The 15,080-nt window shown below is 73.0% G+C and carries 9 protein-coding genes; 3 read left to right on the top strand and 6 right to left on the bottom strand.

Going from position 1 to position 15,080, the window contains the following annotated elements; all coding sequences use genetic code 11:
- The first annotated feature begins 131 nt into the window (after window positions 1-131).
- Window positions 132-2,525 (top strand): Tex family protein, encoded by a 2,394-nt coding sequence (locus tag ACWDSL_RS13450; protein ID WP_450484825.1) that lies wholly within the window; start codon window positions 132-134, stop codon window positions 2,523-2,525.
- A 74-nt stretch (window positions 2,526-2,599) separates the two neighbouring features.
- Here ACWDSL_RS13450 and ACWDSL_RS13445 read toward each other — a convergent pair whose 3' ends face one another.
- A complete protein-coding gene (locus ACWDSL_RS13445; RefSeq protein WP_450484823.1) occupies window positions 2,600-4,237 on the bottom strand; it encodes an ABC-F family ATP-binding cassette domain-containing protein in 1,638 nt (545 codons plus the stop codon).
- A 62-nt stretch (window positions 4,238-4,299) separates the two neighbouring features.
- A complete protein-coding gene (locus ACWDSL_RS13440; RefSeq protein WP_450484821.1) occupies window positions 4,300-5,307 on the bottom strand; it encodes an oxidoreductase in 1,008 nt (335 codons plus the stop codon).
- 97 nt (window positions 5,308-5,404) lie between these two features.
- Here ACWDSL_RS13440 and ACWDSL_RS13435 point away from each other — a divergent pair, with 97 nt between their 5' ends.
- Window positions 5,405-6,361, top strand: coding sequence for an FAD-dependent oxidoreductase (locus tag ACWDSL_RS13435; protein WP_450484819.1), 957 nt, complete (start codon window positions 5,405-5,407; stop codon window positions 6,359-6,361).
- On the opposite strand, the gene ACWDSL_RS13430 is transcribed toward ACWDSL_RS13435, so the two are convergent.
- On the bottom strand, window positions 6,348-7,670 hold the full coding sequence (locus tag ACWDSL_RS13430) for a M14 family metallopeptidase (protein WP_450484817.1): 1,323 nt from the start codon (window positions 7,668-7,670) through the stop codon (window positions 6,348-6,350). The genes ACWDSL_RS13435 and ACWDSL_RS13430 overlap by 14 nt on opposite strands.
- A gap of 37 nt (window positions 7,671-7,707) precedes the next feature.
- Window positions 7,708-9,690, bottom strand: a complete 1,983-nt coding sequence (locus ACWDSL_RS13425) for a Xaa-Pro dipeptidyl-peptidase (RefSeq protein WP_450484912.1) — start codon at window positions 9,688-9,690, stop codon at window positions 7,708-7,710.
- A gap of 196 nt (window positions 9,691-9,886) precedes the next feature.
- On the opposite strand from ACWDSL_RS13425, the gene ACWDSL_RS13420 reads away from it, so the two are divergent.
- Window positions 9,887-11,386, top strand: coding sequence for a M1 family metallopeptidase (locus tag ACWDSL_RS13420; protein ID WP_450484816.1), 1,500 nt, complete (start codon window positions 9,887-9,889; stop codon window positions 11,384-11,386).
- An 88-nt stretch (window positions 11,387-11,474) separates the two neighbouring features.
- On the opposite strand, the gene ACWDSL_RS13415 is transcribed toward ACWDSL_RS13420, so the two are convergent.
- Both ACWDSL_RS13415 and ACWDSL_RS13410 read right to left on the bottom strand, forming a co-directional pair.
- Window positions 11,475-12,992 carry an ABC transporter substrate-binding protein gene (locus ACWDSL_RS13415; RefSeq protein WP_450484814.1) on the bottom strand — a complete coding sequence of 506 codons (1,518 nt, stop codon included), beginning with the start codon at window positions 12,990-12,992 and terminating at the stop codon, window positions 11,475-11,477.
- 14 nt (window positions 12,993-13,006) lie between these two features.
- Complete coding sequence (locus ACWDSL_RS13410) at window positions 13,007-15,043, bottom strand: ATP-binding protein (RefSeq protein ID WP_450484812.1); 2,037 nt, start codon at window positions 15,041-15,043, stop codon at window positions 13,007-13,009.
- Window positions 15,044-15,080 lie beyond the last annotated feature (37 nt).

Genomic DNA, 15,080 nt, shown 5'->3' with positions numbered 1-15,080 from the left:
CGCCGGCGACCGCCCGTGCCCCGCGTCGCGTACGGCGCCCGGCGACGACTTCCGGTCGGTCGCGCCCACCTCTGTCAGTGCCACCTGCCACAATGCAGATCGCAGCGCAGACAGGAAAGCGGAGCGTGATCGTGACGACGTCCATCGAAGGCAGGATCGCCGAGGAGCTCGGCGTACGGGAGCGGCAGGTGAGGGCCGCCGTCGAGCTGCTCGACGGCGGCTCGACCGTGCCCTTCATCGCGCGCTACCGCAAGGAAGCGACCGAAATGCTCGACGATGCGCAGCTGCGCACCCTCGAGGAGCGGCTGCGCTATCTGCGGGAGCTGGAGGAGCGGCGGGCCGCGATCCTGGAATCGGTCAAGTCCCAGGGCAAGCTGGACGAGGCCCTGGAGGCCCAGATCCTGGCCGCGGACTCCAAGGCCCGGCTGGAGGACATCTACCTCCCCTTCAAGCCCAAGCGCCGTACGAAGGCGCAGATCGCGCGAGAGGCCGGGCTCGAGCCGCTGGCCGAGGGGCTGCTCGACGACCCGTCCGTGGAGCCGCCGGCCGCCGCGGCCGCCTTCGTCGACGCGGAGAAGGGGGTCGCGGACCCCGCCGCCGCACTGGAGGGCGCGCGGGCCATCCTCACCGAGCGGTTCAGCGAGGACGCGGACCTCATCGGCGAGCTGCGCGAGCGGATGTGGACGCGCGGGCGGGTGGCCACCAAGGTGCGGGAGGGCAAGGAGGAGGCGGGCGCCAAGTTCGCCGACTACTTCGACTTCGCCGAGCCGTTCACGGAGCTGCCCTCCCACCGGGTGCTGGCGATGTTCCGCGGCGAGAAGGAGGAGATCCTCGAGCTCGCCCTGGAGCCGGAGGAGCCCTCCGAGGAGGCGGGCCCCACCTCGTACGAGCGCAGCATCGCGCACCGCTTCGGCGTCGCCGACCGGGGCCGCCCGGCCGACAAGTGGCTGGCCGACACGGTGCGCTGGGCCTGGCGCACCCGGGTCCTGGTGCACCTCGGCATCGATCTGCGGCTGCGGCTGCGGCAGGCTGCCGAGGACGAGGCGGTGCGCGTCTTCGCCGCCAATCTGCGCGACCTCCTCCTGGCCGCCCCGGCCGGCACCCGCGCCACGATGGGCCTGGACCCCGGCTTCCGTACGGGGGTGAAGGTGGCCGTGGTCGACGCGACCGGCAAGGTGGCCGCGACCGACACGATCTATCCGCACGTCCCGCAGAACAAGTGGGACGAGTCGCTGGCCAAGCTGGCGCGGCTGGCGCGCGAGCACGACGTCGAGCTGATCGCGATCGGCAACGGCACGGCGTCCCGCGAGACCGACAAGCTCGCGGGCGAGCTGTGCGGCAAGCACCCCGAGCTGAAGCTCACCAAGGTGATGGTCTCCGAGGCGGGCGCCTCGGTGTACTCCGCCTCGGCCTTCGCCTCCCAGGAGCTGCCGGACATGGACGTCTCGCTGCGCGGCGCGGTGTCCATCGCGCGGCGGTTGCAGGACCCGCTCGCCGAGCTGGTCAAGATCGACCCCAAGTCGATCGGCGTCGGCCAGTACCAGCACGACCTGTCCGAGGTGAAGCTCTCCCGCTCGCTCGACACGGTCGTCGAGGACTGTGTGAACGGCGTCGGGGTCGATGTCAACACCGCCTCCGCCCCGCTGCTCAGCCGGGTCTCGGGCATCGGCGGCGGGCTCGCGGAGAACATCGTGGCCCACCGCGATGCTCACGGCCCCTTCCGCAGCCGCAAGGCGCTCAAGGACGTGGCCCGGCTCGGCCCCAAGGCGTACGAGCAGTGCGCGGGCTTCCTGCGCATCCGCGGCGGCGACGACCCGCTGGACGCCTCCAGCGTGCACCCGGAGGCGTATCCGGTGGTGCGGTCCATGGCCTCCTCGGCGGGCGACGACGTGGCCTCGCTGGTCGGCAACACGGCCGTGCTGCGCAAGCTCAGGCCGGAGCAGTTCGTGGACGACACCTTCGGTCTCCCCACGGTCACCGACATCCTCAAGGAGCTGGAGAAGCCCGGCCGCGACCCGCGGCCCGCGTTCAAGACCGCGACCTTCAAGGAGGGCGTCGAGAAGATCGGCGACCTGGCCGCCGGGATGATCCTGGAGGGCGTCGTCACCAATGTGGCCGCGTTCGGCGCGTTCGTCGACATCGGTGTGCACCAGGACGGCCTGGTGCACGTCTCCGCGATGTCCAAGACGTTCGTCAAGGATCCGCGCGATGTGGTCAAGCCCGGGGACATCGTGCGGGTGAAGGTCCTGGACGTGGACATCCCGCGCAAGCGGATCTCGCTGACGCTGCGGCTGGACGACGAGGCGGGCGCGGGGTCGGGCGGCGGCCGTGACCGCAACCGGGACCGGGACCGCTCCGCCCAGGACAACCGCGGCCGCCGCGGCGCCCCTCAGCAGCGTCAGGGCGGCGGCGGCCGGGGGCAGCGTGGCGGAGGATCCGGCGGCCGCGACGCGGCCCCGGTCAACGGGGCGATGGCGGACGCGCTGCGGCGTGCGGGGCTGCTGGACCCCAAGAAGAAGCGGTAGCGCCTCCCGGAGGAGGTTCGCGATGACGGCCCTGTGCCGTCGCGCCCTGGGCGCGGCGGCACAGGGCCGGTCCGTCAGAGTTCGGTGACGCGGCCGCCTTCGACCTGGAGGCGGCGGGTGGTGTGCACCGCGTCGAGCATCCGGCGGTCGTGGGTAACCAGCAGGAGCGTGCCGGTGTAGGAGGCCAGCGCGGACTCCAGTTGCTCGATGGCCGGCAGGTCCAGGTGGTTGGTGGGCTCGTCCAGGACGAGCAGGTTGACGCCGCGGGCCTGGAGCAGGGCGAGCGCCGCGCGGGTTCGTTCACCCGGGGACAGGGTGGCCGCGGACCGCAGCACATGGTCCGCTTTGAGGCCGAACTTGGCCAGCAGCGTACGTACCTCCGCCGCCGGCAGCTCCGGCACCGCCGCGCCGAAGGCGTCCAGCAGCGATTCACCGCCGAAGAACAGGGCGCGCGCCTGGTCGATCTCGCCGACCACCACGCCAGGACCGAGCGCCGCCGCGCCCGCGTCCAGCGGAAGGCGGCCGAGGAGCGCGGCCAACAGCGTGGACTTGCCCGAGCCGTTCGCTCCGGTGACCGCGACCCGGTCCGCCCAGTCGATCTGAAGGTCGACGGGGCCGAAGTGGAACTCGCCGCGCCGCACCTGGGCGCCGCGCAGGGTTGCCACCACCGCGCCCGAGCGCGGCGCGGCGGCGATCTCCATCCGCAGCTCCCACTCCTTGCGCGGCTCCTCGACCACGTCGAGACGCTCGATCATCCGGTCGGTCTGGCGCGCCTTGGCGGCCTGCTTCTCGGTGGACTCGACCCGGGCGCTCCGCCCGAGCTTGTCGCCGTCGGTGGCCTTGCGGCGGGCGTTCTTAACGCCCTTCTCCATCCAGGCGCGCTGGGTGCGGCCCCGGGCCTCCAGACCGGCGCGGGTGTCCGCGTACTCCTCGTAGCGCTCGCGGGCGTGGCGGCGGGCGGTCTCGCGCTCCTCCAGATAGGAGGCGTAGCCACCGCCGTAGAGGTTCACCTGCTGCTGGGCGAGGTCGAGTTCGAGGACCTTGTCGACCGTACGGGCAAGGAACTCGCGGTCGTGGCTGACCAGCACCGTGCCGGCGCGCAGCCCCTGGACGAAGCTCTCCAGACGGCGCAGCCCGTCCAGGTCCAGGTCGTTGGTCGGCTCGTCCAGCAGGAACACGTCATAGCGGCTGAGCAGCAGCGAGGCGAGCCCGGCGCGCGCCGCCTGGCCGCCCGACAGGGCGGTCATCGGCCGGTCCAGGGAGATGTCGAGCCCCAGCGAGGCAGCGACCTCGTCGGCGCGCTCGTCCAGGTCTGCGGCGCCGAGCCCGAGCCAGCGCTCCAGGGCGGTGTTGTAGGTGTCGTCGGCGCCCGGCGCGCCGTCGACCAGCGCCTGGGTGGCGTCGTCCAGCGCGGCCTGGGCGGCGGCCACGCCCGTACGCCGGGCCAGGAAGTCCCGTACGGTCTCGGCCGGGCGTCGCTCGGGCTCCTGCGGCAGATGGCCCACGGTGGCATGCGGCGGGCTGAGCCGCACGGCCCCGTGCTCGGGGTCGGCCAGCCCGGCCAGCAGCCGCAGGAGAGTCGACTTCCCGGCGCCGTTGGCGCCGACGAGACCGATCACCTCGCCGGGCGCCACGACCAGATCGAGACCGGAGAACAGCGTGCGGTCGCCGTGGCCCGCGGCGAGGTCCTTGGCGACAAGAGTGGCAGTCATCAGAGCGCCGATCCTAACCGGAGCGATGCGCTCGGCCATCGCACTGTTTTCCGGGAAGCCAGTCAGCGGCCCACCGGGGCCACCAGGACGGTGCTGGAGGTGCGGGCGACCACGAAGGCGTCCCCCCGTACCACCCGCGCGTCCAGCGGGATGCGATGGACGCCCGGCTCCAGCCGGCCGTCGAACAGATCGTGGGTGCGGAGGCGGCCGAACCGGTCGAGGCGGTGGGCGACGAGCCGCACCCGGCACCGGGCGACGACCTCCAGCACCGCCTCGCCGCCCTCGGCCCTGAGCCCGGCCAGCCGCCGCTGCTCCTGGGGGGAGCGGTCCAGGGCCTGTTCGATCCGGGCGACGAGGAGGGGGACGATCGGGGCCGACTCGGCCACGAAGACCACGCCTGCGCCCGCCGCCGCGAACGCGTCGCGCACGGCGGCGCGCTCCTCGGGGCCGACCGTCCGGCCGAACGCCACAACGCCGTATCCGCGCAGCTCGTCGGCGTGGGCGGCCGCCGCGTCCCGGGAGATCTCGGCGCCGATGCCGATGGTGCGCAGCGCCGCGGCGAGCTTGGCGAGGAAGGCGGCGCGCTGCCCCACGAGCAGCACCCGGCGCCCCGCCGGGGCCTCCAGGGCCAGCAGCCGCTCCAGCTCGGCGCGGTACTGCCCGCCGTGGAAGCGGTACGGGCCGAGGTCGGGGTAGATGTCCGGGGTGTCGTCGGTCTGCCAGGCGAAGTCGCGCCAGACGACGTCCGGTCCGTCGCGCTCGATGACCGCCGTGACCACACCGCACTCCAGGCCGACGCATTCGGGGCAGCCGTAGAGGACGCGGCGGCCGGCGGGCAGCGGCGCCTCGGTCTCCAGCAGCAGACCGCGCACCTGGGCGGTGAAGATGGTGGGGCCGAGGTCGGCGGCGAGCGGTGAGACCGCGTCGAGGTCGGCGAGGCGCGACAGCAGCGGTCTGCCGTCGACGATGAAGTCCAGGAAATCGCGGTGTATCTGGTACGCGCCCTTGGACAGCACGCCGCCGGCGCGCATCGCCGGCGCGAGGCCGAAAGTCGCGTACTCGGAGGTCATGGCCCAAGTATTCCCATATCGGGGCACTGTCACCGCGCAGCACGCTCCGGCGACAGCGCACCCCAGGGCGTAACACCCCGGGGCGTAGCCTCCGGGCATGACGAGCGATGCGATAGTCGTCGGCGCCGGGGTCATCGGCCTGACAAGTGCCATCGTCCTGGCCGAGAGCGGCCGGCGGGTAGCGGTGTGGAGCCGGGACCCGATCGGGGACACCACCTCGGCGGTGGCGGGCGGGCTGTGGTGGCCGTACCGCGTCGAGCCGGAGGAGAAGGTGGGCGCCTGGTCCCTGCGCACCCTCGGCGTACTCGCCGAACTGGCCGCCCGACCCGGGGAGACCGGGGTCCGGATGGTCGACGGGACGCTGGCGGACACCGGCCTCGGGGACCTCGGCCCCTGGGCCGCCGAGGTGCCGGGGCTGCGCCCGGCGCGCCGCGAGGAGCTGCCGGAGGGCTGGGGCCACGGTCTACGGGCGCGGGTGCCGGTGGTCGACATGCCGACGTATCTCGGGTATCTGCGGCGGCGTCTCGAGGCGGCGGGCGGCACCGTCGAGCAGCGCGCCGTGGCCATGTTGGCCGAGGCCGCGCGGGAGGCGCCGCTCGTCGTCAACTGCACCGGCCTCGGCGCCCGCGATCTGGTGCCGGACGCCGAGGTGCGCCCGGTGCAGGGTCAGTTGGTGCTGGTGGAGAACCCGGGCGTCGACGAGTGGTTCGTTGCCGCCGACCCCGGCTCGGCGGACACCCTGTACGTACTGCCCCAGCCGTACGGGGTGATCCTCGGCGGCACCGCCCGGGAGGACGTCTGGGATCCGACGCCCGACCCGGCGACGGCCGAGGCCATCGTGGCCCGCTGCGCGCGCGTCCATCCCCGGCTGGCGGACGCGCGCGTCATCGGGCACCGGGTGGGGCTGCGCCCGGCCCGGTCGCGGGTGCGGCTTGAGGCGGACACCGCGGTGGGCGGCGTTCGCCTCGTCCACAACTACGGACACGGCGGGGCGGGCATCACCGTCGCCTGGGGCTGTGCGGAGGAAGCGGCCGAACTGGTCAGCAGTCGTTGACCGGCTGTCCCTCGGTCAGGTGGTAGGTGGCGCGGCCGTCGAGGAGCAGCGGCACGAGCGCGCGCAGCGACTGGCGCAGCGGTACGAAGGCGCCGTCCGCGCCGCCGTGCCGGGGGCGCACCGTGACGCCGTGCAGCGCGAGCTCGTCCTTTACCTGCGCGTACTGTCCGGCGTCGAGCAGATAGCCGCACGGCGGGTCGGCGAGGGTTTCCTCCGGGCCCGCCGGGTCGTTGTCGCCGCCGCCGAGGTAGACGGGGCCGCGGTCGGCGTAGCCGGTCAGCCGGGCGCGGGTGGTGGCGGCCTCGATACGCCCGCGCCGCTCGCCGGTGAAGGCGAAGGCGCCGTCGAGCGCGGCGAGTTGGGAGCCCACCCGGCGCCGGTTGTTGACCGCGGGGTCGGCCTTCTCGGCGTCGGTGAGCGGGTCGACGCGCGTCTCGACGAGCAGGCCGACGGAGTGCTTGACCCCGGCGGTGTTGCGCAGGATCCGCTCCTGGCCGTCGCCCGCGACCTGTTTGACGGGATCGCCGGTTTCCGGGTCGGTCCAGATGCCGTAGACGCCGGTGCCGAAGCCCGCCTGCTCGGCGTGCGGCCGGACGTAGGAGTCGGAGAGCGTACGCGCCTCCTGGTGCACGGGGTCCGCGGTGTTGAGGTTCCGCGGCCACAGCGCCAGCAGGTCCTTCATGTAGTACGGGACGGTGGCCCCGTACTCGTGGAGGTCGTAGACGGTGTCGGGCCGCCAGTCGCGCAGGACGGCGGCCGTCGCGCGGGACTCCGCGGTCTTGAGGGCGATGTGGTCGCGGTTGATGTCGACGCCCTCGGAGTTCTCACGGGTGTCGGCGGCGCGGCCGTCGGGGTTGGCGGTCGGGATGACGAGGACGTTGCTGCGCTCCAGGAAGCGCTTGGTCCGGGCGTCCTTGGCGTAGGCGAGGTCGCGGACGGTGGACAGGCAGGCCTCGCGGCCGGACGGCTCGTCGCCGTGCTGTGAGCAGATGAGCAGCAGCGTGTTGGCGTTCGCGGCACGGGCCGGGGCGGCGGGCGCGCCGATCCGCACCAGGCGCAGCGGGCGGCCCTGCGCGGTGGTGCCGATGCGGTCGACGGCGACGCGCGCGCTCGCGGCGTCGACCGCGGCGAGGAAGCGCGCCTCCTCCGGCTCGGTGGTCCAGCGCGCGCCGTCGCTGGTCTCGAAGCCCGTGCGGGGCTTCGAGGTTCCGGCGTGGGCGGGCGCGGCGAGGAACGACGTGGTCAGCAGCGCGACAGCGCCGGCCGCCGCGGCGCGGAGCAGGGGGATGCGGGAGATCGCGGATGACACGGAGTGAGGTCTCCTTGGGTGAGGGGGCCGGAGTCTGTTACTGGGGCAGCCGGGACTGGTGGCGCGGCTCGGGTACGCCCTTCAACGGGGCGGCGTCGGGCGAGGCGGTGGCGGCGTCGGCCGGGGTGCCCGCGGTGGCCCGGGCGAGCGCCGGGGCGCCGCCGGTCAGGGGCAGCCGGGCCTGGGTACGGGCCAGGTCGAGCGTGACCGTGGGCTTGGTGTCCGCCGGTTCGATCAGGCCCGCGTCCGTACCGGCGACGATGAGGGCCAGTCGGTGGCCCGCGGGGACGATGTGGTCCGTGGCGGCGAGGTCGAGGGTGATGGTGTAGGGCTTGCCGGGGGTCAGCGGCTGGCCCTTCCCGTCGTCCGCCCAGTGGCCGAGGTCGGCCCAGCCGCGGCTGAGGACGGTGTAGCCGACGCTCGCCGTGTCCGCCTCGGTCCGCTTGAAGCAGCCGCTGTCGCCCGCCGTACCGCTGCCCCAGCAGGTCCGGTCGGCGAGGGTGCGGATGCCTTCGGCGTCGCCGGTGTAGTTGCGGATGGTGTCCGGGCCGAGGTCCACCACGACCGCGGACAGATGCGCGGAGGAGGTGGAGGGGGTCGTGGTGACCGTGACCGTGCCGGAGCCCGCGAGCCGCAGGTCCTTCGTCAGCGGCGCGGTGGCGAATCCGGCCTTGGCGGCCGTCGGCTGGTCGATCCGGGCGGCCCAGTCGGCCTCGCTCAGCCTCGGGTCGTCGGTGAACGCCTCGGTGGCGCCGGGCTCGGCCGGTTCGGTGCCGAGGACGCCGACGCCCGGGGTCTGTCCGGAGCGCGGCCGCAGCGTGGTCGGGCGGGTGCCGGCGGGCGGCCAGGAGCGGTCGGTGGCCCAGCGGTCGGGGGCGCGTTCGACATCGGCCATGGGCTCGCGCTCGATGCCGTTGTCGATGCCGAGCAGATAGTGGTCGAACCAGCGGTGCAGGGTGCTCACCCACTCCGCGCGGCGGAAGTCGAAGGGGTCGACGTGGCCGGTCTGCGAGAGCCAGATCTTCCGCTCCACGCCGGCGTCGGCGAGCGCGTTCCACCACTGACCGAGATGTTTGGTACGGACGTTGAGGTCCTGCATCCCGTGGACGGCGAAGACGCTGGCGCGCACCTTGTCGGCGCCGGGGACGTAGTCGCGCCCGGTCCACAGGTCGGTCCAGTCGCCGTTGCGCGGGGCGCCGTCGACGAGTTCCCGCTGTACGGCGGCGCAGCGGGCGTGCGCGTCGTCGCTTTCGACGCCGTCCGAGAGGCCGTCGGGGCCGCTGTCGAAGAGCGGGGCGCCCTTGGCGAAGTAGTAGTCGTACCAGGAGGAGATGGCGCTGATCGGCACGATGGTCTTCAGGCCCTTGACGCCGGTGGCCGCGACGCCGTTGGCGACGGTCCCGTCGTAGCTCTTTCCGATCATGCCGGTGGCGCCGTTGGACCAGTCGGCCGCGACGGTCGCGGTGCCGGTGCGGGTGGTGTAGCCGGTGGCCCGGCCGTTCAGCCAGTCGACGACGGCCTTGGCGGACTGGATGTCGGAGCGGCCGCCGACGTCCACACAGCCGTCGGAGCGGTTGGTCCCGGCGAGGTCGACCAGGACGGTGGCGTAGCCGCGCGGTACGAAGTAGTTGTCGTAGAAGAGCGGGAAGAGGACCGGCTTGCCGGCCGCGTCATAGGTCTTCCGCTGGCTCTCGTTGCCGCGTCCGCAGCAGGAGTAGTACGGGCTCGCATCCATGATCACGGGGATCCGGCGGCCCTGCTGGGCGGGTTCGCCGGGGCGCACTATATCGACGGCGACCCGGTCGGTCCTGCCGTCCGAGTCGCCGTCAAGTCCGGTGTCCACCCATACGGATTCGCGGATCGCCTTGTCGTATGAGTAGACCGGTCTGCTTTCCCGCTCGGCGGCCTGGGCCGCCGGTGTGCCGAGGGGAGGTATGAATGTCGCTGCGAGGGCCGCCAGGGCGGCGGCCGCCAGTGGTCGGAGCACGGTCCGTTTCCTTGCGTGGCGGGGCTTCCGCATGGAGAGCAGCACGGGCGGACCGTAGCGCGAGTCAACTCCCGTACAGAAGAGGGCACTCCGATCTCTGTGGGGCCGAGGTGGCCGCTGATGTCGACCGGATGTCGATCGTGTGTCGCCCGGGGTGATGGACAGGAGGGGGCCTCGGCGAGTACCTAGGGTCTGCAGTGATCGTTCTCCCCGACGAGTTGGAGGACCCGTGCGTCACAGACTCACCGTCCCGAGCGCGGCCGCCGCGTGCCTGCTGCTGGCGATCCCGGCCTCGGCTGCCGAAGCCACCCCGGGCGCGCCCGGTATCGGGGACTCGTACTACCCCGACTACGGCAACGGCGGGTACGACGTCTCCCACTACGACCTGCGGCTGACCTACCAGCCCACCACCGACCGGCTGGAAGGCACGGCGACGGTCGTGGCCACCGCCACCCAGGACCTCTCCCGCTTCAACCTCGACTTCGCGCTCGAGGTGCGCGAGGTGCTGGTGGGCGGCAAGAAGGCGGCGTTCGCGACGAGCGGCGACCATGAACTGGAGATCACCCCGGCCGCCCCGCTCGACTCCGACCGCCCCTTCACCGTCGTCGTGCGCTACCGCGGCACACCCTCCAAGGTGCAGGTCAAGGGGTATACGGCCTGGCTGCGCACCCCGGACGGCGGGGTCGCGGCGAACGAGCCGGAGGCGGCGTGGTGGTGGTTCCCGAGCAATGACCACCCGCTCGACAAGGCCACCTACGACGTATCGGTCGCGGTGCCCGACGGGACCCAGGCGATCAGCAACGGCACGCTCCAGTCGACCACTTCACGGCTGGGCTGGACCCGCTACAGCTGGCGCTCCAACCGGCCCCAGGCCACCTATCTCGCCACCCTCGCCGTCGGCAAGTTCGACATCACCACCGACACCACCGCGAACGGCCTGCCGGTCATCAACGCGTACAGCAAGGACCTGGGCGACAACGCGGGCGCGGCGCGCGCGAGCGTCGAGCGGACGGCCGAGGTCGCGGACTGGCTCAGCGGGGTCTTCGGCCCCTATCCCTTCAACGCGCTGGGCGGCTATGTGCCCAACGTGGCGACGAGCTACGCGCTGGAGACCCAGACCCGCCCGTTCTACAGCCCCCGGCAGTTCGCGACCGGCTCGAACGTCTCGGTGGTGGTCCATGAGCTGGCCCACCAGTGGTACGGCGACAGCGTCTCGGTGAAGGACTGGCGCGACATCTGGGTCAACGAGGGCTTCGCGCGGTACGCGCAGTGGCTGTGGTCGGAGAAGGAGGGCGAGGGCACGGCGCAGGAGCTCGCGGACTATGTGTACACGCAGCATCCGGCCGAGGACGCGTTCTGGACGGTCAAGCCGGGCGACCCGGGGCCGGACAACCAGTTCCACGCGGCGGTGTACGACCGCGGGGCCATCGCGCTGCAGGCGCTCCGCAACGAGGTCGGTGACGAGGACTTCTTCGCCATCCTCAAGGGGTGGCCCACGGAGCGGCGCTACGGGAACGGGTCGGTGCGCGACTTCGAGGCGTACGCCGAGAAGGTCTCGGGCCGCCCGCTCGGGGGCCTCTTCGACACCTGGCTGTTCACCGGGTCCAAGCCGAGCGCGCCGGCCGCGCGGGCGAACGGTATCGGGGCGGGCACGGACGCGGGCGCGGCGGCGCGGCCGAAGTCATGGCGGGCGATCCACGCGACGGACACCGTCCACGCGAGCCGCTGACGTCCGCCGGGCGAGGCCCCTGCCGGGCCTCGCCCTTCGCTCAGTGCTACGGCTACGGCTACGGCTACGGCTACGGCTACGGCTACGGCTACGGGGACACGGTGCCGCGGTACACGTAGTGGGCGCCCTCGGCGGGGCTGAGCTCCACCAGGGCCATGGGTTTGCCCTTCGGGTTCCCCCGCTCGTCGAAGGCGATCAGCCCGCTGAGGCCGGGCAGCTCGGACCGCTTCCCGATCTGCAGCAGCATGTTCCGCACGCCCGCCGCATCCACCGCTTCCTTCCCCTGCGGAGCCTCCGCCAGGCGGGCGGCCTTGCCCAGGCAGAGCACCGCGTCGTGCCCCATCATCGCCTGGCCGTTCTGCAACTCCTGGTCGCCGCCGAATCCGGCGTCGTGGTACGCCTTCCGGAAGGCGGGGTAGGGGTTCTCGCCGCGGCGCGGATAGATCTTCGCCACGGCGTCGGGGTGGGCGTAGGCGGTGTAGAGAACCTTGATGCGGCTGTGCTTCCAGCGGGTGAGCACGTCACCGGCGACCGCGAGCCCGTCCTTCGCCGTGGGGTCGAAGAAGACCCCTATCGTGCTGGAGCCGGAGAGCACCGTGAGATCGCACCGCCTGCCGGGCGCAGTCAGGGCCTGGAGGAAGTACTTCAGCTCCCGTCCGCGGCCGGCGAAGTAGACGGCCTTGATCGACCGTTCCGGGAGGCAGATGGTCTCGGCGATCGAGGCGAGGGCGGTTTCGGTCGAGGTGCTGCCGGAGACGAAGGAGTGCCCCTCCCCGGTCACCAGCTTCACCCCCTCGGCGCGCCGCGCCCGGTCGAAGTCCTGGTCAAGGGTCTCGTTGTACGAGTCGTCGTGCTTGATGTCCTTGACGACCTCGACCCGGAAGCGAGGGTCGTCGTCCTGCCGGCCCTTCAGGTATTTGGCGGCGATGGCGGTCTGGTCCCGGTTGGGCGAGGACACCCGGAAGAACACCGGCTTATCGGTGGACAGCCCGTCGGCCGCGACCGTCGCGCCGACCATCGGGATCTCCGCCTTGCGCAGCGCGTCCACGGCGGACTTCGTGGTCTCCAGGCTCTGCCCGAAGCCCGCGACCCCCACCAGTTTCTCGTCCTTCGACATTCCGATCAGCTGGTCCACGAGCGGCCGCCACTGCTCGCCGCCCTGTCCGCTGTTGGCGAGCAGCAGCTTGAGCTGCGGGGTACGGCCGTGGCCACTTTCGGCGTCGTTGAGCTCGCGCTGCGCCAGATACGCCCCCTCGATGGCCTCCCGGACCACCTCCGGCCCGCGGTCGTTCGCGCGCGGCCCGCCCTTTCTGCTCGTCATGGACTCGGTGTAGGCGATCGTGACCCAGGGGTCGCCCGACTCCTCCACCCTGCGGTTCTCGGCGCGGATCTTCCCGCTGACCTCCTTGAGCTCGGGGCTGAAGACGTACGAGCCGTCGCTCACCCCGACGCACTCCCCGCCCGGCCCCCGCTTCCAGACCCCCTCGGCACAGCGCGCGGGCCCGGAGTCGCGGAGCCACCACACTCCCGCCGGCACGAGGCAGATGACGGCGGCCAGGGCCACCACGGCCCACAGACCCCGCCGGGACGGGGGTCTCGGTGGCACGTACACTCTGCCGCTCACCACGGTTTCCCTTCGTACTGCGCCGCCTTCGCCAGCAGCGTGCGGTCCCAGCTCACGCTCTCGGTGTGCGCCGCCAGCGTCCTGAAGCGGGCGGCGATCTCCCCGTACAGCTCGGCGTACAGATCGCCGAGCGGATCGCGGTACGGGTCCCCGACCCGGTCGGTGGCCGGGGCCGGCCGGGGCTCGGGGCTGATCCAGCTCGCCGCCAGCAGCCGGGTGACGGTGCGCAGCCGGCTCTCTATCTCGCCCTCGTTCAGGAAGTCGACCAGCGCCTCGTAGCGCTCCCAGGGCGGCCGGTGGGGGGCGTCGGGGCGGAGCGGGCGCAGCGGCGCCCGGCGCAGCCGGCACAGCTCGGCGCACCAGTCCTCGGCGGCGATCAGGCCGAAGCGCTCGTTCAAGTAGCCCGCCGCGGCGGGCAGATCGCCCAGGGCGAGCGCGTGGTAGGCGGCCAGGCCGGGCTTCCCCGCCTCCTGGGCCTGGGCGCGCAGCGCGGTGTGGGTGGCGTCCCAGCCGTCCGGGCCGGACGCGCCCCGGGTGGGGTCCAGCGCGGCCAGTTTGCGCAGCAGTAACAGGCGCAGCACCGGGTGCAGGGTCTCGGTCCGCCCGTCGGCGGCCCGGTCGCCGGTGTCGATGTGCATCGTGCAGAGCACATCCGCGCAGAAGTCGTCGAACTCCTTCTGCACCGCCGCGTTGGCCTCGCCCCACAGCTGTCCGGCGGCGCCCGCGTGGGCCAGGTCGACCGACGCGGCCGCGCGGGTGAGCGCCCGGACCAGCTCTCTGCTCGCGTCAATGGGCAGCAGTCGGTTCACGAGGCCGTCCACCAGCTCCCCGGACGGATCGAGGACCCGCCGCAGCCGCTCGTCCCAGTCCGTGGTGGGGCCGGCGCCGAGCAGCGCCTCCAGCACCGCGGCGGTGGCGGCGGGCTGCCCCCGGGTCAGCTCGTACGCCGCCCAGCCGAGCCATTTGACGCCGCTGTCGACCCGCGGCGCCCGTACGTCACGCCCTGCCGCCCGCAGCACCTCCTTCGCCTGCCGCTCGACTTCGAGCCGGCGCAGATCGCGCAGCTGGCCGATGCCCAGCCCCCTGACGACCTGGGTCGGCCGGAACTCCTCGCCGCTGTCCCAGCGCCCCGGATACGCGCCAGGCTGCGGCGCACCGCCCCACGCGTGGTCCTCGAACACCCGCGGGTAGCTGCCCGCGGCGGCCACGACCACCAGCGGGTCGGGGTCGTCGGCCTCCCGGCGCGCCTCCAGCAGGTGCTCGAGGAAGTCGCTGCCGAGGGTGGAGTCGACGTTGTCGAGCAGCACCAGACAGCGCGAGGTGCGCCGCCGGTCGCCGCCGCGGGTCCGGTAGGCCCGGCGCAGATCGTCCAGGAAGGCCGCGAAGAGCACCGCCTCGGCCCGTTTGCGCTCCTCGTCCTCGCCGGCGCCGTAGCGCTGGTTGAGTTCGAGGAGGAAGGTGTCGTGGGACTGCTGCGGCGCGGTGCGGCGGATCCGGCGGAGCCGCCGGCGGGTGCGCAGCCGACCCCAGCCGCGCTGCCAGTCGGGCAGCAGCGGCAGGGCGGCGCCGACCAGCCCGGGCGCGCCGACTGCGGTGGCCACGGCGTCCGCGAGCCGCCCCAGCACCTCCAGGCGGCGGCTCTCCGAACCGGCCAGCGCGTCCGCCATGTCCCGTACGGCGGTGTCCCGGTCGATCCCGTCCACCTCGGCGGCCACGGCCATGACGAGCAGGCCGAACGAGGGAAAGTCCAGCTTGGGGAAGTCGGCCTTGCGCGCGTTGAGCCGGAAGACCAGGCCGGTGAGCGCGTCGAGCGGCTTGCCGCCCTTCTGGCCGAGGTCGGCCAGGTCGAGCCGGGCGACGGGCGCGCGCTCGGCCCATCGCTCCAGGTGGCGCAGCAGGGTGGTCTTGCCGCTGCCGCGCGGGCCGAGCAGCAGCGTGGCGTCGAGCTGCGGCCCGGGTGCGCGGGGCCGGGCCGGGGCCGGCCCCCCCCCCCCCGCCCACGCGCCTTTAATCAGATTGGAATAGCACAACAAGGAAAAACAATCACCAAAGAAATAAACTGTGGTTTGG

This window comes from Streptomyces sp. NPDC000941 (genome assembly GCF_053599555.1).
Note: the sequence above shows the minus strand (reverse complement) of the source record. Positions and strands in the feature narration are given on the sequence as shown.

Bases quoted from the DNA above. Each gene is read 5' to 3' on its own strand.
- ACWDSL_RS13445 (WP_450484823.1), bottom strand. From the start codon at position 4,237: ATGACTGCCACTCTTGTCGCCAAGGACCTCGCCGCGGGCCACGGCGAC.
- ACWDSL_RS13440 (WP_450484821.1), bottom strand. From the start codon at position 5,307: ATGACCTCCGAGTACGCGACTTTCGGCCTCGCGCCGGCGATGCGCGCC.
- ACWDSL_RS13435 (WP_450484819.1), top strand. From the start codon at position 5,405: ATGACGAGCGATGCGATAGTCGTCGGCGCCGGGGTCATCGGCCTGACA.
- ACWDSL_RS13425 (WP_450484912.1), bottom strand. From the start codon at position 9,690: ATGCGGAAGCCCCGCCACGCAAGGAAACGGACCGTGCTCCGACCACTG.